This is a genomic window from Rosistilla carotiformis (genome assembly GCF_007753095.1).
GTDB lineage: Bacteria > Planctomycetota > Planctomycetia > Pirellulales > Pirellulaceae > Rosistilla > Rosistilla carotiformis.
Map to the genome: position 1 here is coordinate 1,984,495 of NZ_CP036348.1, position 22,113 is coordinate 2,006,607.

A 22,113-nucleotide genomic window follows, 5' to 3' on the forward strand; every position below is an offset into this window, starting at 1 on the left:
CAGATTGCGTGCCAATTCGTCCGAGATGCCAAGCGAACGACGATCCGCCACGATGACGGAAAATCGGATTCATTTCGCAGGCGTGGAATCAGCCAACGTGGATGCCCAGCTGCCAACCTGGGGCGGTGCTGAACACGTGGCGCGATGCAAGACGACGCCCAAGGCAATCACGCGGTTACTTCTTCTTGCGGCGTTGCGTGATCAGTGCATGAACGATGTCGCTGCGACGAACGACTCCCATCAGTTCATGCGGTGCCGCGTTTGTGACGACCGGAATGCAGTCGTCGGTTTCGGCTTGAAAGAGCTCGAAGGCACGCGAGGCGGGATCATCGGGATAGAGGACGACGTTGGTTTCACTGACCAAATCTTCTGCTCGGACCAGTTGTGACGCACTGAGATCGAACATGACATCACTCAAAAGCGGGTAGCGAATCACTCCCACGACACTCATCTTATCGTCGACGACCGGATACGTATTGTCGTGGCTGTGTTCGATGTGGTCGATCACGTCGTCAAAGCGAGCCGATTGATGGATCCCTTTCGTCTTGCGAACCAGCTTATTTACACTCACTCCACTCATGGACCCGTTGGGCGTCGCCGTTCCCCAAACCGCCGATCGAAAGCGGTCGCCAACACTGCGAACCTGTTCCAGTGGGGACCGGGGGGCGTGGTTGATTGCTTGCGCCAACGGGACCTCGCCTGTTTCCAGCAACGATTTGCGAATGAACAGCGGGCCGATGATTTCGAACAGCACGACCGAACCCAAGATGATGTCTTGGACCGGTTTTCCCAATTCAGGGCTACGGGCCACTGCGATCGTCGATAGGGCAATGGCGGCTCCCGCTTGGGCGAACAGGCAACTGCCCAGCCAATGCCGCACCTCCAATGACTGATGCGTCAGCCGCGCGGCGATATAAACACCGGCGTATTTTCCGACAATCCGAAAGATTACGTAGACCGCCCCCAACGTTCCCGCTGCAAAGAAGGCGTTCAGGTCCAGTTCGGTTCCATGCACGGCGAAGAACAACACCGCCAGCAGGCCCGACAGGTGATCCAGTTCGTCCCGAATCTTTGATTTTGAGTCGGACGTATTGGCAACCGTCACTCCCATCACAAAGAAGGTCAACATATAAGGGACCTGGAGCGATTCGTTGACGCCTAACAGAAAGGTCGCCGTCGCCACCAACAGCACCAACCAGCGTTTGATGTTCAACAGGCCACAGCCGAAGCTGACAACGACTCCGCCGAGCACGCCCAAGGCAATCGATCCGGCGATGTTCATCAGCACATTGCCGACTTGCATTCCAAGCGATGTTTCCAACCGGCCCTGCGTCAGTTGGATCGCGAGAAAGCCGAATTCAAATAAAACGATACAGGCAAAATTGTTGATCGCGACCAGAAATCCGGTGCTTTCGGTGACTGGACCTTCGGAACGAAACTCTTTCAGCACCAAAATTGTGGTCGCAGGGGCCGTCGCGACCGCCAAACAGGCCAGCAGCAGCGCCATGCTCCCGCCACAGCCAAACAGCATCAGACCGACCAAAACCAAACCAAATGTGGCGCTGATTTCCGCTGCCGACAGGACCAAACAGTGCCCGGCGATGCGGCGAAACTTAGTGAACGTGAACTCGCTGCCAAGGTTGAACAGGACGACCGCCATCGCCAATTTCAGCATCGGGTCGAAGTGCTCAAGGTGTTCTTGGGGAACCCAGTCCAGCAAACTAGGGCCGACAAGCAGCCCCACAAGGAGGTAGGCTGTCACCTTGGGGAGGTGCAGCACGTCGGCAAAAACCCCCGCAGCAAGGCATGCGCCCAGCAATAGTCCCAGCGTACCGGTGATGTGGAGATGAAAGTCTGCCATCGAGCCTTTTTGACTTGCAGGAAGTCCGTTCCCACCTGCGTCGACGAATGCGTCAACGTTTCTTCAGATCAGATAGTAACTCAGGCGTCCGGCAATGGACAGCTGAGAATTTCAAATCGTTCTCCAACGCCCCCAATTTGTCGACGCCGATTCGCGTTTCGTGAATGTTTAGATAAATCTCCGCTTGCGGCGCATCAACGATCGGACAAGCGACTGGTTCTCCTCTTTCGATAGCTCCATGCGATGCCCGACGACCCGCTGACGAAGATCGTTGAATTCCACAAAGAACTACTCTCGCTGCAGCGGTTGGGGCTGCCAATGGAGTTGGGATTTGTCGGGTCGCCGCAATCCTTGGCGATGCAGTTGGATCAGATTCAACGCCGGCTCGCCCTGCAGATCGAACGGCAAGGAGATGTGGCGCAGGCGATCGCTAGTGATCCCGATCTTCCCAAGCCGTATCGGTCGGCGATCAGTACGTGGGTGCAGTGCGAACATCCGACGGAGGTTCTCGATCAATTGTCGGCAACGGCAACCGCGCGGCGCGATCTGCATGGCCAGATGGGAATTGCTTTGGTCGGTCCGTTGATCCTGCTGGTGGTCGTCTATTTTGGTCTGATCTCGCTCTGCCTGGTCGTCGCGCCGCGGTTGGAAGATCTGTATGCCCAGCTGTGGTTGCCCGTTAGCGGCAGTCTGCGTCTGATTGCGATGCTCCGCGACGCGATGCCGATCTGGGTGCCAGGGTGCCCGGTCGTCATGATCCTTGCAGCTGGATGGTGGAGCCTGCGGCGGGGGCGTTCGCGATTTGGATGGTTGTTCGGCGGGCGACGCTATTTTAAGTCGCTTCAGACGGCAGCTTATGCTCGCCATGTCGCTGCACTACTGGACGTCGGTTGCAGCACTGGCAAAGCATTGTCCAGCGTCGGGCCGCTGCCGTTGCAGAGTCCGGACCTGGGAGGCGAATTGGCGACAGCCAACGTCTACCTGAGCACCGCCGAAGAGATCGGCCAACAAGTTCCTCCGGACGATCCTACCATCGCCGCACTACCGCCGATGCTGCGATGGGCACTGGTCGGAAAGATGGAAAGTTATTCGCGTTCCCAAGTCCTCCGAGAAGTTGCTGCGGTTTACAGCGACGCCGCAACCAGCCAATCGCGTCGCTGGCGTGTTGTGTTGCCGATGTTTCTGAGCGGGGGCATCGGCGGTCTGCTGGTGCTCGCCTATGCATTGGGCCTGATGCTTCCCTACATCGATTTGTTGTCAAAAATCGCGACCCAGATAACGGAGTAGATCGATGTCAACATTTCATAACCAAATCCGAGCGACGCTGGAACAACGCGATCTCCTGATTCCGCCATTGACCGCATTGGCTGCCGAAATGCCAAACAGCTGGGGACAACGCGACGTTCAAGAGTTGATCGACCTGTTGCGAAACGAAACCGACGTCCAGGCATGGCTGCAACATCCGCGAGCTGCCGCTTGGCTGCCAGTGATCGTCGGCGGGTTTAGCCCCGCCGAAACGCCACATCGGATCCATTTATTGTTCGCTCAAACGATGAGGCAACAACAACGTCAGCAAGGAGGCGGAGCGAGTTTGTTGTATCCGTTTTTGATCTTGGCGTTGACGGGAGTCGTTGGACTGGGATTGAGCTGGGCGATCGTCCCAACGTTTGCGGCGATGTACCGCGACTTTGACCTCCAACTTCCCCTGCCAACACGGTTCGCCGTGTCGATCTCCGATCGTATGATTCAATCGCCGCTGCGACAATTGATGCTTGCCGCAGGAATGATCGTGTTGGGCTTTGCGATCTACCGCTGGTGGCTCGATAGTCCGCTCTGTTCTCAAATATTGAGTCCCAAAGGAAGCACGCGGAAGGTACAAGCGATGGCGCAAGCGGTCGGATCGGTTGCGGAACTGATAAACGTTGGCGCGTCAATTCCTGAAGCGTTGCGGATCAGCGGACGTGGCTGCGGGCATCCGTTGTACAAACGCGAACTCGAATCGCTGGCCACCGCGGCGGAAAACTCCACTGGCGCACTGAACCAGCGCAGCGAAGCTACCTATTTCCCCGCCAACTTGTTGCTGGCTCTGCAACCCAACGACGCGGGACTCCCCAACATCCACCTGCTGCGCGAGTTGTCGCTGCTGTATCACGAACGCGGTGCGCAGCGCATCGATTGGTTGCGATGGCTGGTTGGCCCGCTGGCGTTGGTTGCGGTCGCGTTGGTTGTCGGTTTTGTTGTGATCGCTCTGTTTATGCCTTTGATCTCGCTAGTCACGTCGTTGGGATAACGTCGTCCGAACGTTGGTGCCCCAATATTGTTTATCCAAGTCCTCCATCAGGTCATGCAACCCCCAAGTACGTGTGCAGATGAAATTTCCATTCAACCAGCAGAACTTTCCAACCGCATACCGATTGGGCCGCGCCTTGGCTCGGGGCGTGCGCAGTGCAGGTCGCTTGGAAATCACTGGTCACCTTCCCCACCAGCGTTGGCGGCTGTCGTCGCGAATCGCCAACGAACCGTTGGCGGCAAAGCAACGCTCGCTGCTTCGCATCTTGGCGGTCGCACACCGCGAAGGACTTCCGACTGCCCAATGGGTCGCAAATCTGGCCGATGAACATCACGGTCGCTATCGTCGCCGTCTGCTGCGACTCGCACGCCGTCTTCAATCGGGATCGTCGCTTGTCGAAGCATTGGAACAGACCCCCGATGCGCTCAGCGACGAAATGGTCCTCGCCATTCGCTTTGGCCATCAATCGGGAACGCTTAGGGCGACTTTTGATCAACTACTAGCAACGCCTGTCGACGATGTTGGAGAAGCATCCCCCACGGCTCGATACAGCATGTTTTATTTGGTGGGCATGATGCTGCTGTATTTCTTGGTGCTCAGTTTTTTGGCGTTGCGGATCCTTCCGACATTGATGCATATCGCGGAGGAATTCGAATGGAATCCCTCCACGGCGATACGCACATTGATGGCGGTCAGTCGGTTTTTGGAAGGGACGTTTTTGCTGTGGGTGCTGTTGGGATTTGCCATTCTGCGGTTGGTCACCTCCGGCATGATGCGGCGATTTTATCGACGCGTCTGGGCCTCGCGGCTACTGCGTCCGGTCGTTCGTTTGCGATCAGCAGAGCTGTTGCGGTTGCTGTCGCCGGCGGTTGCCGCGGGACGCCCCTTGGGAAGTGCGTTGTCGACGCTGGCACGCCATCACTACGACCGCAACGTGCGAGCCAAACTGTTGTTCGCCAGGAACGAAGTCGAACAAGGATCCGACCCGTGGAGTGCGTTGTCGGTGGCTGGGCTGTTGCAACGCGATGAGTCTCAGGCGTTGGCCGGTTCGACATCCAATGGAACGCGTGCCTGGTTGATGCATCGTCTTGCCGATCGACATCAGCGCCAGTTCGGAGGTCGTGTCGCGTTGCTGTTGTCGCTGTTGCAACCGGCGATCGTGCTCGCGCTTGCCGGGATCGTGGCTTGGATTGGATTTGCGTTTTTTGGCTTCCTCAGCGGAATCATCCTGATGTTGGCGTGAGCGCACCTTGGGGTGCCACCGTTTTATCGATTGCAAAGCGAAGACTTGATTTGGGAGTTACGACGATCATGCGTTTCCGCAACACATTAGCTGACTGCTCCTCGCCGCCGCGGCGAGGTTGTCGACGCGGCGGCGGTTCGATGATCGAGCTTGTCGTCTCCGCGACGCTGCTTGTCGCATTGATCGGTACGTTTGCGCCGATGTCGCTGAGCTCCGGACGGATGTGGCAACAGACACGCCATCATCAACTGGCCCTCGACGAACTTTCGAATCAGATGGATCGCTTGCTCGCACTCCCCGAAGACCAACGCGGCGCGGAGCTCGATTTGCTGGAGCCATCGGCTGCTGTTCAAGCCGCGTTGCCCGAAGCCAGCTTGACCGCAGCGGAAGTGAGCGATGAAGACGGCACACGCCTGACGGTCGCAATCGACTGGCAGCGTCCGACGCCCTCGCAACCACTCTCGCTAACAGGATGGATCCGGGGGACCGACGATGAATAATTCAACAGGCCTACCGGAACAAACCGCTCCGATCTACCGAAACAGAGCTCGCGTTTGCACAGGTTTCACGTTGGTCGAATTGGTTGTCGCGATGTCGTTTGGAAGCGTCTTGATGCTGCTGGCGATCGGAATCGTCCACCAATCACTGACGTTTTCGCAGCTGGGACAAGCGAGAGCCGATCAAGACCGAGCGTTGGTTCGCTTGGACCGCCAATTTCGCCAAGACGTCCATCGCAGCGAAGGGTTCGAACAATCTGATCCGCAGACGCTGCAACTGACCATCGACGACAGCCGCGTTGTCTATACGTTCGGAACCCACACGATCCAACGCCAGACGGAGGTCAACGACAAACAGCAAGACCGCGAGCTGTTTGAATTGAACGATCGATCACAGATCGAACTGTTGACGCTCGACGCGCCCCAGCGATTGGGAATCGTCGTCCGCAGCGATCCCCAACTGCATGGTGTCGCACCGCGAACCGACCGGCAAATCATCGCAGTTCCTGGACTGCTGCGAAAACGGATGCCTTCGCCCAAAGAAAGCCCAGCCGAGTCGGCGGATTCCGCCGTGACAGGAGACGACGCCCAATGAACCGTTTGCATCGAAATCGCCGCGGCGCGATCACCGTCGCGGTCTTGGTCTGCATGTTGATCGCAACCGCTTTGGCAGCAAGCACCTTGCACAGCGCACTGCGCGGACGACGCGAGACGCAACGATTGCGGCAACTGCGGCAGACCGATCTGCTGCTGGATGCCGGAGCACTGCGCGCTGCGGAGCGGTTGCAGCGCGACGACGCCTATCGCGGCGAAACGTGGCGGCCTCGCGACCTGATGCCGGGCGAGGGAACTGCCGTCGTGAAGATCGACATTTCGGGCGACGCCACACCGCGGCAGATCGATGTCGTTGCAAGCATCCAACCACACGACGACGCGGCGGCACGAACGCAGCGATCGATGCGGTTTCAATTTCCCTAAATGAGCAGCCGGTTTCGGCTGCACACAGCTCTCCGATCCCATGCTCAATCTAACTTGCTTTTCTCAGAAATTCCCTTCAACCCCGAGAACACCCATGAACCAAGCGTCATCTATTTATCGCGATGGCCGGTGCCGACGCGGATTCACCCTCGTGGAACTACTTGTTGTGATCGCGATCATCGGCATCTTGGTCGGGCTGTTATTGCCCGCGGTGCAAGCAGCTCGCGAAGCGGCGCGGCGATGCCAATGCATGAACAACATCACGCAATTGGGATTGGCGATGCATCATCATGAATTCAGCACCGAACACCTTCCCGCCGGTGTGATCAATCCCGACGGACCGATCCGCAGCGCCGAATCGGGAGAACATATCAGCTGGGTCGTGCAGATCCTGCCCTTTATCGAACAGAACGCGTTGTACAACCACTTCGATCAGGCAGCCGGTGCGTACGCAGCGGTCAATCGCGAAGCGCGGCAACAGACCATTCCCACGATGCATTGCCCTTCGTATCCGGGCAACTATCGCGGCAGAAATAACGAGGCAGGAATTGTCAGCGGCAATTACGCCGGATGCCATCACGACGTCGAAGCCCCGATCGACGCCGATAACAACGGCCTGCTGTTCCTCAACAGCGACATCCGCTACAGCCAGATTCCCGATGGCAGCACCCAGACAATCCTCTTGGGCGAATCGTTACCGTTTGCCAACGATCTCGGCTGGGCCTCTGGCACACGGGCGACGTTGCGGAACACGGGAACGCCCATGGCCGCATTTCACATACTGTACCAGTTGCCCGAGCAAGCGGAGCCAGATCCGTCGGAAGAGCCTTTGTATGTTGGCGGCTTTGGCAGCAGCCATCCCGGTGGCGCGTTGTTTTCCTTCGCCGACGGTTCGACGCGGTTCTTGAGCCAAGCGATCGATCCCGAACTATTCCGTCGCTATGGAAACCGACGCGATGGCGAATTGACGGGGTGGGAAACTCGCTAAGTAGCCCCTGGTATGGCCTGGAGCGGCCGAAAGGTTTGCGGAGATTTGCCCCGCCACGCGTGGATGCCGGACGTGCAAGCGGGAGCCGTTTGGCTTAAACTGGCAAATCGGTCGGCGGCCTACGATTTCTGGTCCGCGTCGACCGTCGAACCATTTTCCGCCCGATCGAATTCCGTTTCGTAAGAGTCGAATGTCCAATCCGCTGACCGTTGTTATTTCACAGGGGCAGAGTCGCAATCCTGAAAAACGAGGACTCGAACAAGCGGTTGCTGAGCAGGCGGCGGCGATCGACGGGGTTAGCGTGCTGTTGATCCCGCATCTGTACGATCTTACGGCAACCGGCGAAAGCCTGGCAACGTTGCGATCGGTCCGCGGCGATATGGTGATCCTCGCTTGGGTTTTCGAACGCGCGACGCACTGGATCTTGGATCGCGGGGGTGTTCGCGGCCAAGTTGGCGAGGTTTTGCTGGTTCGCGACGAAGAGGATGATGATCCAGAGGACCAGGCAGAGGAGTCGCAGATCGAGGAGAAGGAGCGCGTTGCCGAACAGGCACCACGCCCCAATCGGATCATCTATAGCCTGGATTTCCGCGTCACCGAAGCTGCCGATCGGATCGTCACCGAACTGCAACGGATCGCTGCTTTGCCACGGTCCGTTTCGGATTCGGCTGCCGCGCGTTTCGCGGAACCGACCAACACGACGTCGTTGCGATTAGCGGGGAATTCCGACGCCGATGACGACGCGTTGGAAACGGTCCCGCAAACCAATGGCCGCGCGTCCGAACCGGTCCTGTTTGGGATCGGTGCGGTGACCAAGATCGACGAAACGCCCAGTCGCCGTTGGTACCCGGTGATCGATTTCAGCCGCTGCACCAATTGCATGGAATGCATCGATTTCTGTTTGTTTGGCGTTTACGGCGTGGATACCGTCGAGACGATCCTTGTCGAACAGCCGGACAATTGCCGCAAGGGGTGTCCCGCCTGCAGCCGTGTTTGCCCCGAGAATGCGATTATCTTCCCGCAGCACAAGTCGCCGGGAATCGCCGGCGCGCCTGTGGAAGCGGGAGGCCTGAAGATCGACCTGTCGAAGCTGTTTGGTGCTCCCGACGCCGATGAAGATCCGATTGCCACGGCAGCACGCGAACGGGACGAACAACTGTTGCTGGCCGGCCGCGCGACGGTTGGCTTAGAAGTTGGAATCCCGAAGCGTCAATCGGCAGCGTCGGATCAACCGAAGGACGATCTCGACAACCTGCTGGACGAACTGGACGAATTGGATCTGTAATTCCGATCCGACCTCTCCGATCGGTGCGCAGGAAAAAAGCCCCAAGCGAACCTGGAGCTTTTGTTGCGTTGTGTTGACAGCATGCGCCGGTTAGTTGGTACCGGTGTTATCCGATTGCAGCTTGGGCGCGACCATCTGTTCGCGACGCTTGCGGCTGAGTTGCGCGTTCCATTCGCCCGAGCCCATGGTCGGCACTTTCGCCGTCACGAACACCTGAGGTGGAGCGCCGGCGACGACCAAGCTGCCCAACGCCTCTTCGACCGACGCGACGCGACGCTGGGTCTCGTCGGGAGTCGGCGCTTCCAAGACATAGATATGTCGATGGTGTTGAGGGGTTTGGGTCGCGATCCAATGGACGCGGTTGCGGCCCACCGCGGTTAGCACGGAATCGTCGGGGCGGAAAACTTCGTGGCTCAGCGTATTGTGCAACCGCCAGCCGTTGTTGGCCATCGTTTGAAACGGGCTGCGCGCTTGATAGGCATCGTGTTCGAGGAACGGTTGTGGCCAGGATTGATTGCGCAAATAGTCGATCTTGCAATCATGCATCGCAACTTTTTTGTGATACCAAAAGGAATCCCAATCAGCGGTTGCGGTGTTGGCCAAACCAACGATGATGGTTGCCAACAAGAATTTTCGCGACGCTTGCATGATGGGAAGGCTCCTAGCCTAGAGAGTTTCAGGTTCTGCAGGCACGTTTTTTATTGGAACGGTCGTGGGAACTTGGAATCCCAGAATCCGTTTTCTGCGTTCGTATCGATCCCCCACGATTAGACTTAGGTATGCGTGGTATCGATGCGGTATTCTCAGGTATCGGTCATTGCAACCGCTTAGCTTTGCAACAGAAACGGTTCGCGATATCCGCGACCTGATTGGCACAATCGCTACTATTTGCCGGGTCGACATCGTGTCAACGCTGAATCAAACTATCGAGCCTTCCCCCGCCCCTTCCGCCGCTGCTTGGTACCTTCGCATGCATCGTTACGCGAAACGACAATCCTTTCGGATATGGATTCGGATTCGGCGCTATGTCATGCACAACATCCTGCATGCTGACGATCCGCCGCATCCGCTGGCACTCGGCGTGGCGATCGGCCTGTTTGTCACATTCACGCCAACGATCGGGCTGCAGATGCTGCTGGTGATGCTGCTGGCCTGGGCCTTACGAGCCAATAAAGTGGTCGGAATCCCGATCGTTTGGCTCAGCAATCCGGCCACCTTCGTGCCGATTTATTTGCCCTGCTACCAGGTCGGTCGCTTGATCCTGGGCAGCGAACCCAAAGGCCGAGCGTGGTGGCACAGCCTGCAGCATCCGCCGAAAGGCTTCCTGAACAAAACCGAATTCTATTGGACCAGTATCTGGGAGATCATCGGCCCCCTGACGATCGGTTGCTTGGTCGTGGCCAGCGTGGTCGCCGTGATCGGTTATTGCGTCACGTATTCTGTGATCTACACCTATCGCATGAAACGTTTTGGAGCGGCGACGCCACCGCAAGATTAGGACACGTTCCTGCTTTGCGAATCTTGTCGCCCCTGGGCGATCGGTGTCAATCTGCCACTCCCCACCTCGTCCGCCATCTTGTCCAGCGAAAATCGGGGCCAGTTGTTCTCGCGGCCACGTCGATCGCGGCTGTGTAACGTTGCTCGCATGGTTAGGATCGACCGCGGCCAGCATAAACCGCCGCTTCGGTGACAACAAAATCCATCGCGATATCGTGCGCGGCAACCGGAATTTCGGGGAACATTTGGCATTCAAAGGCCAGCGAAACGAGCGATGTTTTGGCCTGCGCATGTTCCAGCAGTTTGTCGTAATAGCCTTTGCCTTGCCCGGTTCGGCCTCCGCTGCGGTCAAACGCAACTCCCGGCACGACGACCAGGTCCAGCTCGGCAACCGCAACGCGTTTGGCGGCCCGATCTCGCAGATCGGCTCGCGGTTCCAGGATCTTGTACATTCCGGTCTCCAGTTCCGCCATCGATTCGAGATGGAACAACTGCAGTTCGCCATCGACACAAAATGGGACGACGATCCTTTGCTCCGACGCCAACGCTGCAGACAACGCGTGCCGGGTGCGGACTTCATCGCGAACGTCGACGTAATACATCACCGTCGCGGCGGATTGGTACTGCGGCATCCGATGTAAGCGGTCGGTGATCCGTTGGCTGACCGCGTCTTTGTCGGCTTGGGCCTGACGGTTGGCATGGGCTTGGGCGCGAATCGCGTTCTTGCGTTCAGCGATTTCGTCGTCATGCAGAGCCATTTCCTCAACCCTTGGAGGTTTGATTGCGCGGAACCGAAGCATCACTGTAAGGAAATGCCTCGATCTGAAACAGGAGCCCCTTTGGCGGGCCGAGACAAGTCCCAATCGGCATCTGAAAAAATTGCGATCCATGCCGCATTGAACTAGAATTGACATCGTTCCAACGGAATTTCGGTCCGATTTTCGCTCGACGCATTCGCGAAATCCGTACGCCGATGGCTCGGGGGCGACCTCCCCGATTTCCCCTTCTCACGTTTTCGAAGTACTGGCGAATTTGCAATGATGTGGTTTTACGGTTGGTGTGCTTTTATCGCTTCGATCGTGCTGGCAGTTCCGGTCGCGGCCCTTCTGGAAAAGCGAGCCGAAGCGGGGCCGTCGACGCGTCGCGGCAAAGAGACGGCAGCCGAGGAGGAGGGGATCGACGAGGCGGAATCGATCGACGAGGCGGAAGAGGCGGAATTCGTTGACGATGCGGAAGTCGCGGAGTTTGCCGAGGAAGCCGAAGTGGTCATGGACTTGGGCGATCCCGCGGACGACTTTGAAGAGCTTCGCTGATCGGCAACCCGGCTCGCCACCTTGTCGCAGTGCGGAAAAGGCTATACGTTTCATTGAGAACGCAGCCGCATAAACCTCACCCCCTATCAAGCTTTATGAACACGCGAGCCCCCGCCAAATTGGCACTGGAAGATGGCACCGTTTACACCGGCATTTCAGTCGGCGCCGACGGCGAAGTCGACGGCGAAGTCGTCTTCAACACCGCGATGACCGGTTATCAAGAAATCTTGACCGATCCGAGCTATCGCGGACAGATCGTGACGATGACCAGCCCGGAGATCGGCAATTACGGCATCAACGACGACGACCGCGAACATCTGGTGCCGCGGTTGTCGGGATTTGTGATCCGTGAATCGAGCCGCGTCTACAGCAATTACCGCGCGCAAGGTAGCCTCACCGAATACCTTCGGAAGCATGGGATCGTCGCGATTGCTGAAATCGATACCCGTGCGCTCGTCCGCCGGATTCGCGACCTCGGTGCGATGAAAGGCATTCTGTCGACGACGGATCTGAACGATGAAAGTCTGGTCGCTAAAGCGAAGGCTTCGCCCGGTTTGGTCGGCCGCGATCTGACCTGCGAAGTGATGCCCAAGTCGGTCGAGACCTGGTCGGTTCGATTGGACCAGTGGACCGATTCGCAAACGCCCGATTCGGGTGCCCATATCGTCTGCCTCGACTTTGGCATGAAATGGAACATCCCGCGGCACCTGCACTCCCGTGGTAACCGCGTAACGATCGTTCCCGGTTCGACAAGCGCCGACGAAATCTTGGCGCTGGAACCCGATGGAATCTTCTTGTCCAATGGACCTGGCGATCCCGAGCCCTTGGAACACGCGCAGCAAACGATCCGCCAATTGGTCGGCAAGAAACCGATCTTCGGGATCTGTCTGGGGCACCAACTGCTGTCGCTGGCTTGTGGCGCGAAGGCGTTTAAGCTGAAGTTCGGTCACCGAGGTGTCAACCAACCGGTGTTGGATTTAACCACGGGGAAGATCGAGATCACCACGCAGAATCATGGCTTTGCGATCGAGCAATCGTCGCTGCCCGACTGCTTGGAAGTGACACATATGAATTTGAACGACGATACCGTCGCGGGCGTTCGGCACCGTGAACACGATGCGTTTAGCGTTCAATATCATCCCGAGGCCTCTTCGGGCCCTCACGACAGCCACTATCTCTTTGATCGTTTCCAAGACTCGATCACCCCTCAACCCGCCGGTTCATAAACAAAGAACCGTTTCCGCGGACGTGGTTGCGGCGGAGGCGTCGCTTGGTAATTCTGCGTCGGTTCTGCCGACGCGGCTTGTGGGATCGATGGTTGCGTTTCGCTCGGATTGCGCGATCGCGCTTGCTGGGCTCGCATGCCGTTCTCGCTCATCGGACGCTCGCCCGGCGAAGCGGCCCACGAGAGCGAACCGCTGGTCGCCTGAGCGGGAGTTTGTAGTGGTTGTCGGGCGACCGCTTCGACCTGCAGGCCGGTTTGTGGTTGCGCGTATTTCAGCGGTAGGTCGATGTTCCAGTCTTGCGCGCGGTTCGCAATGTCCAACCGGTCCGGAGTGTCGCTGGGAGGGCTGTCGGGCAGCAACGGCGTCGGCTGAACCAATGCTTCGGCAAAGGGCCGCCGCGTCGTCGGGAGCTTTGGGAAAGAAGCAAGTTCGCCGCTGGAATCCTCTCGCGATGGGATCCCATCGATGGCATAAGGCATCTCGGAAAGCTGCAATTCCGATAGATCAGACCCGCCCACGTCGATCTCTTCAAGCGGCGAGATCAAGGACGCCACTTGAGACCGATCCAACGTGGGAGGCTCAAGCGTTTCTTGGCTGGTTTTACGAAACGGCAGAGCGGCGAGGATGCCGAGCGATAAGACGAATAGTGAAGCCAGTAGAGATCGCACAAGTTTTCCAAGGATTCGAAGCAATGCCTGAGTCGAGACAGGCTCGGATTTGCCATTTCATCCATGAAACGTTGGGGGCTTCCCGCGATAAGAACAGATCGAACAGCAAACCGGTCAAGCTTCAGCGGTGGCGGGAAAAAGTTCACGATTCGACCGCGCGCCGCGCCGCTTGTCCGGTTTGGGGGATTTGGGGGATTTGGGGAACGATTTGCTGCCATCGCCCTCCGGTAGGAATCGCCTCTGTCGAATGAAAACGAAATTTGACCGCCAACAGGGCCGCAGGTGGGTTGCATGAAATGGGTAGATTCGCCAGAATTACGCCACTGTTGGAACGGCGATCGACCGATACAAAGTTCCAGCATTGGTTAGCAGGAGCGGTGGCTGAGTGGTCGAAAGCGCCGGTTTGCTAAATCGGTGATCCGGGCAACTGGATCCGCAGGTTCGAATCCTGTCCGCTCCGCTTCTAACCAACTTCTTTGAAATGCCCGTTGCCGCAAAATTTGATGTGGCGGCACATTCGGCATAATTGATACTTTTTGCTGAAGAAGTAGCACCCGAACCGCCGAATACCCACAGTGGCGTCGGAATTTCCACAGCGATTTGCTGTGTTGTGCTTCGCCGAACCACACCTAATGTTGCCTTGAGTGAGTGGTTAATTGCGCCGCAATTTGCCATGCAGGATTGTTCCTGATTCGCCCGGGGCGACGAAACGCGAGGGATCGCGATGCGTATCGCATTATCATTAGCTGCACTGTTAGTAATCGCTTCGGGCCTACGAGCGGAAATTCCTTGGAATGCCGACCTCAAGGTTGCGCACCAGCAGGCGCAGGCCGAAGGCAAGCTGTTGTTGGTCCACTTCGAAAGCGACAACTGCGTCTGGTGTGACCGCTTGGAAGCGGGCGCGTTCCAAAGCCCCGACGTTGCCGCAGTGATCGGCCAGGCCTATGTGCCGGTAAAGATCAATGCCAGCAAAAATAAGAAGCTCGCGGAGTATTTTAAGGTCAACCGATTCCCGACCGATGTCGTCGTCGACGCTTCCGGTGCGGTGCATGCCCACAACGTCAGCCCTCAAGCGCCGTTGCAATACATCACGATGCTCCAAGAGGCCGCAGCCAAGGGCGGTCGACCTATCGGCCCCGCCGGTGCGAACATCGCTCAACAAGCGCCCAGCCCGTCGCAATTGCAAACGCCCGTCGTCGCGCAACCACCTGCGGCACAGCCGCCGGCCGCTGCGATGGCTCATCAACCGATGCCTGCTGCGGAAAATCCTCCAACGGCTGCCAACGCTGCCGGTGGATTTGGTATGCCGCCTGCCGCAGCGGGAAACTTCGCAGCCAACGCTCCTGCTGGCCAGTTCCAATTGCCTAGCCATTCGCCATTGCAAGCGCCTTCGGTCAGCCCGGTTTCGGCAGCAATCACGATGCCACCGTCGAAACCGATCCAACAAAATGACGGCGGCGCCGCCACGATGGCAGCAAACGAATTTGCGATCGCTCCGCAACCCAAAGCTCCGGCGGCGGATCCGACATCCGAGGCCGTGAGCCCACCTGCGACACCACCGTTGGCGATGGATGGGTACTGCCCCGTTGCAATCCTTGACGAATCGCGTTGGGTGAGTGGCGACAAACAGTTTGGTGCGATCCATCTGGGCAAGCTTTATCTGTTTGGCAGTGCCCAATCGCAAGCCAAATTTCTAGCGGACCCCGAAAAATACACCCCAGCCCTCGGCGGGATGGACGTTGTGAAGTTCTTCGAAAATCAGGAACAGGTCGAAGGTAACCGTGAATTTGGTCTGCATCATCAAGGCCAGCTGTTCTTCTTCACCAGCGAAGACTCGCTGAAACGATTCTTTCAGTCGCCCGAATCGTACAGCGTCAAAGCACAGGACGTGATGCACCAAGCAGTCAGCCAAGTTCGACAACTGCACTAGCAAAAGATACGGCTGGCAAACGACTCTCCCGCACTTGGGGAGAGTCTGCGATCTCGCCGGAATCAGCGGCCCGCGTTGATGGGCCTTGGTTGGCTAGGACGAGACATCGGCCGACCGTTCGCTGCGGTCGGACTCGGGGATCGCGAACGAAGGCCGCACCCCACAAAGGATCGCCACTCCTAGCACGAGCATCACAAGCGACAGTGCAAGGTAGAAACCACGGGCCCCACGCTCGCCAAACCGTTGGCGAAGCTTCTTGGCCAAAGTCAGCTCGTACGCCGCAGGCCATAGTCCCAACGCGGCAACGAAGGTGACAATCGACAAGACAATCGTTGTCGATCCAACAAAGATCTGGTCTCGGGGCATACTTCCAGCTCGATTCTCGTTTCTCGTGTTCAGTCCCCAGGGACGAACGAACGCCGGGGAACCCTGCTTGCCCAAAATAGTATGTCCGCCGCTGCTTGGCGACCAGATGTCCGGTGTCTCCGTCGATTTGACCTGCCCCGAGTCTTGCATCCCACATCCCTGGCGTTTTCTGCGCTAGCCACGAATCACTCGAACGATTGGCGGACCACCGCTTGGGTGTGGTCAAAACGGAGAGGCCGTTTTTTTTCGACCCGTTCGCTGATCTAGCGGGGTGTTTGCATTAGAATGGGCGTCACCCCCCACCGCTTGACCTGTCCCACCTCTCTAATTGTGATGCCACTGCCATGCGTTTTGTCCCGCATCTTGTCGTGCCGTTGCTGGCTGTTCTGTTTCTCACTCCCCCTGCCCTCGCTCAACCGGCTGCTGAATCCTCGGCCTGGAAAGTCCAACAGGTGCCAGCGATTTGGAAGAAGGCGGCCGGTGGTCGCGATGCCTATTCTTGGTATCGCTGTGCCGTCGAAGTCCCCGAATCGTGGGCCGACCAAGAATTGACGCTCTTTATCGAAGGCGTCGACGACGCCCGCGAGGTCTTCTTCAACGGAACTTCGATCGGTCTGGTCGGTACGCTGCCGCCGGAATATCGCAGCGGATTGGGAGCGACGATGCGATTCCCGATCCAACCGAATCTGGTTTCGCCGGGAGCCGCAAACGTCGTGGCTGTTCGCGTTTACCAGAACCAGGGACGCGGCGGGTTCAACGTCGCCGCTCCTGTGTTGTTCGGCAACGACGAAGCGATTCGGATGGCGGGCGACTGGGAGACACGCGAAGGCGATGACCTCAGCTGGGGCAAGCTGTCGACGCGCGATGAGATCGCCAAAACCGCGCGGTTCGCAAAACTGGAATCGGCCGCCGACGTCGAAGCTTCGCTGAAGAAGCTGGATGACGACGCAGGGCGTCAATCGATCGCCGACACGCTCAAGCAACTGACCTATCCCGACGATCTCGCCTTAAATGTCGCTGTGGGTGAACCGAATATCGGCCAACCGCTTTCGATCAAGTGGGACGCCCGCGGGCGGATGTGGGTGATTCAGTATCTTCAGTATCCGACGATCGCCGGACTGAAGATGATCAGCCGCGACAAGTTTTTGCGAAGCGTGTACGACAAGGTTCCGCCGCCGCCACCGCATCACTTCATCGGTGCCGACAAGATCACGATCCATGAAGATACCGACGGCGACGGAGTCTACGACAAACACAAGCCGTTTATCGAAGGGCTTAACCTCGCCTCGTCGGTCGCGATCGGCCGCGGTGGCGTCTATGTGCTCAACCCGCCTTACCTTCTGTTTTACCCCGATGCCGATGGCGACGATCTGCCCGATGGCGATCCCGAGGTGCTGTTGGAAGGTTTTGGTTTAGAGGATTCGCACTCGGTCGCCAACAGCTTGCGTTGGGGCCCCGATGGCTGGCTCTATTCGACTCAGGGAAGCACCGTCACCGGGCATGTTCGCAAGCCGGGATCGGCGGAAGAACCGATCCACTCGATGGGCCAAGTGGTCTGGCGTTATCATCCCGAATCGGCTCGCTACGAGATCTTTGCCGAGGGGGGCGGAAACTCGTTTGGCGTCGAATTCGACTCGCAAGGACGGCTCTACTCCGGCCACAACGGCGGCGACACTCGCGGCTTCCATTACGTCCAAGGCGGTTATTACCGCAAGGGATTTGGCAAGCACGGATCGCTCTCCAACCCCTACACCTACGGCTATTTCGAAGCGATGGGGCACGCAAAAGTCGCCCGCTTCACGCACACCTTCGTGATCTACGAAGGGGATGGATTGCCCGCGAAATATCAAGGCAATCTGTTTGGATGTGGGCCGTTGCAGAGTCATATCGTCCGCAGCGAAGTCCAGCCCGATCGATCGAGCGTACAGACGGTCGACCTTGGTTTTGCCTTGGAAAGCGAAGATAAATGGGTTCGCCCTGTCGACATTCAAGCCGGCCCCGACGGCGGGCTTTACGTGGTCGACATGTATGAACAACGGATCGATCACGCCAGCCATTACCAAGGCCGGATCGATCGCGAGAGTGGCCGTGTGTATCGGCTGCAGGATCCCGATGCGAAGCCGTTCAAGATGGGAGACCTCAGCAAGTTGTCGACGGCTGAATTGGTCGACCTGCTGAAACATCCTAACAAGTGGCATCGGCAGACCGCTCTGCGACTGTTGGGCGATCGCCGCGATGCAGCCGCCCTGCCGCTGCTGAATCAGATGTTGAAGCAATCCGAAGGCTTGGACGCGCTGAATGCTCTCTGGGGCCTGAATCTGTCGGGCGGATTTGACGATGCGACCGCGTCGCAGTTGTTGGGACATTCCGAACCGCTGGTTCGCGAGTGGACTGTTCGTTTGTTGGGGGACCGGTTGGTGCTGAGCGACGCGTTGGCGAAGCAACTCGCTTCGTTGGCGGCAAGCGAATCGGACGTCCGCGTTCGCAGCCAATTGGCCGCGTCGGCGCGTCGAATGCCCGCCGCCCAATCGCTGCCGGTGATCGCAGGGTTGCTGACTCACGATGAAGACGTAGACGACATCCATGTGCCGCTGTTGGTTTGGTGGGCGTTGGAGGCGCATTGTGAAGCCGACGGCCAGCAGGTGTTGGCGATGTTCAACGATTCCAAGATCTGGACGCGCCCGATCGTTCAACAGCATCTGTTGGAACGATTGATGCGACGGTTTGCATCGACGGGAACGCGAGGCGATCTGCTGAAGTGCGCCACGCTGTTGAATCAAGCTCCCGCAGCCGACCAGAGGGCGACGCTGTTGGTTGGATTCGAGAGTGCCTTCGAAGGCCGTTCGCTCTCCGGCTTGCCAAGCGAATTGTTGGATGCGTTGGCAAAATCGGGAGGTGGTTCGCTGGCGCTGCGACTGCGCCAAGGGAATGCCGAAGCGATCGAAGAGGCGTTGGCAGATATCGCCAACAAAAAGGTTCCCGCTGCGAAACGGATCGAATTGATTCGCATCTTCGGCGATATTCGCAACCCCGCGGCGCTGCCGGTGCTGTTGAAAATGGCGAACCAGGAGAGCGACGAAGCGTTGGTCGGTGCGGTCTTGGCGACGTTGCAGTCGTACGATGCTGCGGAGATCGGCGAAACGATCGTCGCCGGATTGAATAAGTATTCCGACGCCGCGACCGAAGTAGCGTTGTCGACCTTGGCCTCGCGAGCGATCTGGTCGCAACAGCTGTTGTCGGCGGTCGCGTCGAAGCAGATCGAAAAGGATCAGATTCCAACGGCGATCTTGCGGAAGATGTTGTTGCATCAAAACGCGGAGATTTCCGAAGCGATCGGCAGCACCTGGGGCGAGATCTCTGGCGCGTCGACCGCGAACATGTTGGCTGAAATCACCCGGATCAGCGAAGTCTTGTCGCACGGGACCGGCAATCCTTATGACGGCAAGCTGCTGTACAAAGAGAGCTGTGGGAAGTGCCATCAATTGTTCGAGCAGGGAGGGGAGATCGGTCCCGATCTGACCGCCTACAAGCGCGACGATGTCCGGCAATTGTTGGTCAACGTGGCGAATCCTAACTTGGAGATCCGCGAGGGCTTTGAGAACATGATGGTGCTGACCTTCGACGGCCGGGCCCTCAACGGATTTGTTGAGGATCAAGACAATCAAGTTGTCGTGATCAAAGGTGCCGACGGCCAGCGAACGGTGATCGAGAAAGAGAACATCGATCTGATGCAGGCGAGCAAAAATTCGCTGATGCCCGAAGATCTGTTGGCCAAGCTGAGCGATCAACAGCTGCGCGATCTATTCGCCTACCTGCGATCGACTCAGCCGTTGCCATAGTTAGGACGCACGGTGGATCGATGGAAACACTGGGTCGCTGAGTTGAACTTGCTCAGCTCTCTTCGCTCTCCATTGGGGATGTGCCAAATCGAATCGACGCTAGCCACGGTTTCGCAATGAACATCGGGGCTAGCGTCTCTTCTTCAACCATTGCAGTTTTCAGGAGACGCGTCGCGCTCGCTGGCTCTGATTAGAAGTAGCGGTTCCAAACGACTCGCAACTGGCCGTCGAACATCTGATCGGAACTGTTGCCGATGGGAACGGCGTAGCCCAGCGAAATGGCTTCGTTCGGGCAGACTTCGAACGTGCTGCCGAAGACCATGTTCAGGTTCGATTGGTAGTCGGCGTTGGGAGTTCCCAACACAAACAGGCCGTCGGTCAGGGTGCTGCTGCGTTGCAACTGGCGTTCAAAGTGCAGTTCCACGGTGGGGATGATCGCATCGAAGATCGCATCCTTCTTCTCGCCGCGTTTACGCAAAAAGTATCCCAACCCCCCGTCGGTATACATCCGCGTTGTATCGCGAATCCGGCTCTCGAGTCCGCGATTCGTAATCACCTGGTTGCCGGTGGTGTCGACATCAATTTGGAAGAAGCCTTGATAGAACAGGCGGTCGGTCAAGTTAGCGATGCTCGCGAAAAATGGCATCACGTGAACCGCTTGATTTTCAACCAGCACGGCGGTCGAACCATCGGCCAATTGAATCTTCAAGTCATTAGTCGACGGCAACGTCAACGAGACACCACCCGAAACGACGACGTCGGTTGATTGATACAGGACTTGTTTATAAGCCAAAAACAGGTCGCCTACTTGGATATCGCTCGATTCGGTTTGCCCGCTGACGAGCACATCCGAAGAGAGGGTCGAAGCGTAGGGGACGCGGAATTCGATCGAGGCGCCATCGTTGTGGCCAAACGCATATTCAAAGCCCGGTGTGAACCGGTTGACGGCAACGCCCGATGCATTCAGAGGCACGTCGCTCATGTAGTCGTAGTTGAAGAACATCCGTGTCCGAGGCAGCGGACTGTTGTTCGTCGCGATCTTCGATCTACCGACAACCGCCGCCCCCGCGTTGGCTGCGTCGGGAACGATGAGATTGAAGGTCTGCTCGCCATTGACGACGATGTTCCATAAGTCACCGTTGTTGATCCCACCGGCCACTTGTGCGGTCGCTGTTGCGTCCAAGAATTGGGTATTGGCGGGCAAGCCTAAATTGGTGCCACCCACGCTCTCTTCAACGGAAAAGACATACTGACCACTGCCGTTCTGTTGCCCTACGCCGACCGATACGAAGTCGGGATTGGCGACGCTTCCGAAGACATCATACAGCAGTGAACTGTTCGCTGGATTTGCGGGGATCGTTCCGGTTCCGGTCGCGACAAAGGTCGGTCCTTGAACCACCTGAGTTCCTCGGAGGTTGGTCCGTCCCGAGCCGCCAAACCCACCACCGATCATCACGGGCGCTTGGCGAATATTCAGTGCTGGCATCGGACCACAGGTATTCAGGCAAGCCAAATTGCCAAAGGCATTCAGCAACGACTCACATCGGCTGGGGGGCGCTGCGTTACAACATTCCGCTGGCGTTCCATAGTGCATCGGTTCACCATAAACCGGCGGTTGTTCGCTGTACGATGGATCGGCGTATTGGTGCGTGTGCTGGTAAGCAACGCTAGCAATGTCCGCACCATTTCCGGTGGGCGGTTCGGGCAACGGTTGCCCACATCCGCTGCAGCCTCTGGGGCCCCCGACATAATTTTCGTTCACGTGCCCGCAAGTGCAGGTGACCTGTTCCGATAGCACGTAAGCAATGGGGGGCTGCCCCGATTGCTGCATCGGACCGCTGGGGGCGACCTGTGCCAGCAGCCCCGAATTTCCTACCAACAATGCGATTAAACCTGCGAGGCCCGCCCGAACCATAGTGCCACCCTTTTCAACCAAGCCAATATCTGATGCAGACGTGCCCTTCGATAGACCCCCGTCTTCTAGCTACGTCAACAGCATCGTCCAATGGGTTAAACGCAATAAAGCGAATATCCGCTATTGCCTCAGGTATTGGAAAAAAAGCTAGGATCGCCACAACCTTCATAAAGCGACCGAGCGGCAATCTAGGGCGTCAATGCTGGCGAACACGTGT

Annotated in this window: 19 protein-coding genes and 1 tRNA gene; 14 read left to right on the forward strand and 6 right to left on the reverse strand. The window is 57.8% G+C overall.

The window, feature by feature from the left end:
- Positions 1 to 175: 175 nt before the first annotated feature.
- Positions 176 to 1,861, reverse strand: coding sequence for a cation:proton antiporter domain-containing protein (locus Poly24_RS07390; protein WP_145092662.1), 1,686 nt, complete (start codon positions 1,859 to 1,861; stop codon positions 176 to 178).
- A gap of 243 nt (positions 1,862 to 2,104) precedes the next feature.
- Between Poly24_RS07390 and Poly24_RS07395 the strand changes: the two genes are divergently transcribed.
- From Poly24_RS07395 to Poly24_RS07430, 8 genes are all read left to right on the forward strand, one after another.
- Positions 2,105 to 3,148: a type II secretion system F family protein gene (locus tag Poly24_RS07395; protein WP_145092665.1), complete on the forward strand. Its 1,044-nt coding sequence runs from the start codon at positions 2,105 to 2,107 to the stop codon at positions 3,146 to 3,148.
- 4 nt (positions 3,149 to 3,152) lie between these two features.
- A complete protein-coding gene (locus Poly24_RS07400) occupies positions 3,153 to 4,151 on the forward strand; it encodes a type II secretion system F family protein (RefSeq protein WP_145092668.1) in 999 nt (332 codons plus the stop codon).
- Between the two features lie 79 nt (positions 4,152 to 4,230).
- On the forward strand, positions 4,231 to 5,394 hold the full coding sequence (locus Poly24_RS07405) for a type II secretion system F family protein (RefSeq protein WP_145092671.1): 1,164 nt from the start codon (positions 4,231 to 4,233) through the stop codon (positions 5,392 to 5,394).
- A 140-nt stretch (positions 5,395 to 5,534) separates the two neighbouring features.
- Positions 5,535 to 5,894, forward strand: a complete 360-nt coding sequence (locus Poly24_RS07410; protein ID WP_145092674.1) for a PB1 domain-containing protein — start codon at positions 5,535 to 5,537, stop codon at positions 5,892 to 5,894.
- Positions 5,887 to 6,486 carry a PulJ/GspJ family protein gene (locus tag Poly24_RS07415; protein ID WP_145092677.1) on the forward strand — a complete coding sequence of 200 codons (600 nt, stop codon included), beginning with the start codon at positions 5,887 to 5,889 and terminating at the stop codon, positions 6,484 to 6,486. Before Poly24_RS07410 ends, Poly24_RS07415 begins: the two co-directional genes overlap by 8 nt.
- Positions 6,483 to 6,869 carry a hypothetical protein gene (locus Poly24_RS07420; protein WP_145092680.1) on the forward strand — a complete coding sequence of 129 codons (387 nt, stop codon included), beginning with the start codon at positions 6,483 to 6,485 and terminating at the stop codon, positions 6,867 to 6,869. Before Poly24_RS07415 ends, Poly24_RS07420 begins: the two co-directional genes overlap by 4 nt.
- A gap of 94 nt (positions 6,870 to 6,963) precedes the next feature.
- Positions 6,964 to 7,857, forward strand: a complete 894-nt coding sequence (locus Poly24_RS07425) for a DUF1559 domain-containing protein (RefSeq protein ID WP_145092684.1) — start codon at positions 6,964 to 6,966, stop codon at positions 7,855 to 7,857.
- A gap of 190 nt (positions 7,858 to 8,047) precedes the next feature.
- Positions 8,048 to 9,142 carry an ATP-binding protein gene (locus tag Poly24_RS07430; protein ID WP_145092687.1) on the forward strand — a complete coding sequence of 365 codons (1,095 nt, stop codon included), beginning with the start codon at positions 8,048 to 8,050 and terminating at the stop codon, positions 9,140 to 9,142.
- Positions 9,143 to 9,232: 90 nt separating this feature from the next.
- On the opposite strand, the gene Poly24_RS07435 is transcribed toward Poly24_RS07430, so the two are convergent.
- A complete protein-coding gene (locus Poly24_RS07435) occupies positions 9,233 to 9,790 on the reverse strand; it encodes a hypothetical protein (protein ID WP_145092690.1) in 558 nt (185 codons plus the stop codon).
- Positions 9,791 to 10,112: 322 nt separating this feature from the next.
- On the opposite strand from Poly24_RS07435, the gene Poly24_RS07440 reads away from it, so the two are divergent.
- Positions 10,113 to 10,640 carry a DUF2062 domain-containing protein gene (locus tag Poly24_RS07440; protein WP_145092694.1) on the forward strand — a complete coding sequence of 176 codons (528 nt, stop codon included), beginning with the start codon at positions 10,113 to 10,115 and terminating at the stop codon, positions 10,638 to 10,640.
- Between the two features lie 151 nt (positions 10,641 to 10,791).
- Here the strand turns inward: Poly24_RS07440 and Poly24_RS07445 are convergent, their stop codons facing one another.
- Positions 10,792 to 11,397, reverse strand: coding sequence for a 5-formyltetrahydrofolate cyclo-ligase (locus Poly24_RS07445; RefSeq protein WP_145092697.1), 606 nt, complete (start codon positions 11,395 to 11,397; stop codon positions 10,792 to 10,794).
- Between the two features lie 279 nt (positions 11,398 to 11,676).
- On the opposite strand from Poly24_RS07445, the gene Poly24_RS07450 reads away from it, so the two are divergent.
- Entirely contained in the window at positions 11,677 to 11,952 is a 276-nt protein-coding gene (locus Poly24_RS07450) for a hypothetical protein (protein ID WP_145092700.1), read from the forward strand.
- A gap of 95 nt (positions 11,953 to 12,047) precedes the next feature.
- The gene (gene carA / locus Poly24_RS07455) at positions 12,048 to 13,178 is read left to right on the forward strand and encodes a glutamine-hydrolyzing carbamoyl-phosphate synthase small subunit (protein WP_145092703.1); all 1,131 of its coding nucleotides are present in this window, start codon (positions 12,048 to 12,050) and stop codon (positions 13,176 to 13,178) included.
- On the opposite strand, the gene Poly24_RS07460 is transcribed toward carA, so the two are convergent.
- Entirely contained in the window at positions 13,160 to 13,846 is a 687-nt protein-coding gene (locus Poly24_RS07460; RefSeq protein WP_145092706.1) for a hypothetical protein, read from the reverse strand. The genes carA and Poly24_RS07460 overlap by 19 nt on opposite strands.
- A gap of 371 nt (positions 13,847 to 14,217) precedes the next feature.
- Between Poly24_RS07460 and Poly24_RS07465 the strand changes: the two genes are divergently transcribed.
- Together Poly24_RS07465 and Poly24_RS07470 are read left to right on the forward strand one after the other, a co-directional pair.
- Positions 14,218 to 14,306, forward strand: a tRNA-Ser gene (locus Poly24_RS07465).
- A 264-nt stretch (positions 14,307 to 14,570) separates the two neighbouring features.
- Positions 14,571 to 15,776: a thioredoxin family protein gene (locus tag Poly24_RS07470; RefSeq protein WP_145092709.1), complete on the forward strand. Its 1,206-nt coding sequence runs from the start codon at positions 14,571 to 14,573 to the stop codon at positions 15,774 to 15,776.
- A gap of 93 nt (positions 15,777 to 15,869) precedes the next feature.
- On the opposite strand, the gene Poly24_RS07475 is transcribed toward Poly24_RS07470, so the two are convergent.
- A complete protein-coding gene (locus Poly24_RS07475; RefSeq protein WP_145092713.1) occupies positions 15,870 to 16,142 on the reverse strand; it encodes a hypothetical protein in 273 nt (90 codons plus the stop codon).
- A 344-nt stretch (positions 16,143 to 16,486) separates the two neighbouring features.
- Between Poly24_RS07475 and Poly24_RS07480 the strand changes: the two genes are divergently transcribed.
- Positions 16,487 to 19,981: a PVC-type heme-binding CxxCH protein gene (locus Poly24_RS07480; RefSeq protein ID WP_145092716.1), complete on the forward strand. Its 3,495-nt coding sequence runs from the start codon at positions 16,487 to 16,489 to the stop codon at positions 19,979 to 19,981.
- Between the two features lie 190 nt (positions 19,982 to 20,171).
- On the opposite strand, the gene Poly24_RS07485 is transcribed toward Poly24_RS07480, so the two are convergent.
- Positions 20,172 to 21,863, reverse strand: a complete 1,692-nt coding sequence (locus tag Poly24_RS07485; RefSeq protein WP_145092719.1) for a hypothetical protein — start codon at positions 21,861 to 21,863, stop codon at positions 20,172 to 20,174.
- Positions 21,864 to 22,113: the final 250 nt, after the last annotated feature.

Excerpts from the sequence above, each read along its gene's own strand:
- Poly24_RS07390 (WP_145092662.1), bottom strand. The coding sequence starts at position 1,861 with ATGGCAGACTTTCATCTCCACATCACCGGTACGCTGGGACTATTGCTG.
- Poly24_RS07395 (WP_145092665.1), top strand. The coding sequence starts at position 2,105 with ATGCCCGACGACCCGCTGACGAAGATCGTTGAATTCCACAAAGAACTA.
- Poly24_RS07400 (WP_145092668.1), top strand. The coding sequence starts at position 3,153 with ATGTCAACATTTCATAACCAAATCCGAGCGACGCTGGAACAACGCGAT.
- Poly24_RS07405 (WP_145092671.1), top strand. The coding sequence starts at position 4,231 with ATGAAATTTCCATTCAACCAGCAGAACTTTCCAACCGCATACCGATTG.
- Poly24_RS07410 (WP_145092674.1), top strand. The coding sequence starts at position 5,535 with ATGATCGAGCTTGTCGTCTCCGCGACGCTGCTTGTCGCATTGATCGGT.
- Poly24_RS07415 (WP_145092677.1), top strand. The coding sequence starts at position 5,887 with ATGAATAATTCAACAGGCCTACCGGAACAAACCGCTCCGATCTACCGA.
- Poly24_RS07420 (WP_145092680.1), top strand. The coding sequence starts at position 6,483 with ATGAACCGTTTGCATCGAAATCGCCGCGGCGCGATCACCGTCGCGGTC.
- Poly24_RS07425 (WP_145092684.1), top strand. The coding sequence starts at position 6,964 with ATGAACCAAGCGTCATCTATTTATCGCGATGGCCGGTGCCGACGCGGA.
- Poly24_RS07430 (WP_145092687.1), top strand. The coding sequence starts at position 8,048 with ATGTCCAATCCGCTGACCGTTGTTATTTCACAGGGGCAGAGTCGCAAT.
- Poly24_RS07435 (WP_145092690.1), bottom strand. The coding sequence starts at position 9,790 with ATGCAAGCGTCGCGAAAATTCTTGTTGGCAACCATCATCGTTGGTTTG.
- Poly24_RS07440 (WP_145092694.1), top strand. The coding sequence starts at position 10,113 with ATGCATCGTTACGCGAAACGACAATCCTTTCGGATATGGATTCGGATT.
- Poly24_RS07445 (WP_145092697.1), bottom strand. The coding sequence starts at position 11,397 with ATGGCTCTGCATGACGACGAAATCGCTGAACGCAAGAACGCGATTCGC.
- Poly24_RS07450 (WP_145092700.1), top strand. The coding sequence starts at position 11,677 with ATGATGTGGTTTTACGGTTGGTGTGCTTTTATCGCTTCGATCGTGCTG.
- carA (WP_145092703.1), top strand. The coding sequence starts at position 12,048 with ATGAACACGCGAGCCCCCGCCAAATTGGCACTGGAAGATGGCACCGTT.
- Poly24_RS07470 (WP_145092709.1), top strand. The coding sequence starts at position 14,571 with ATGCGTATCGCATTATCATTAGCTGCACTGTTAGTAATCGCTTCGGGC.
- Poly24_RS07475 (WP_145092713.1), bottom strand. The coding sequence starts at position 16,142 with ATGCCCCGAGACCAGATCTTTGTTGGATCGACAACGATTGTCTTGTCG.
- Poly24_RS07480 (WP_145092716.1), top strand. The coding sequence starts at position 16,487 with ATGCGTTTTGTCCCGCATCTTGTCGTGCCGTTGCTGGCTGTTCTGTTT.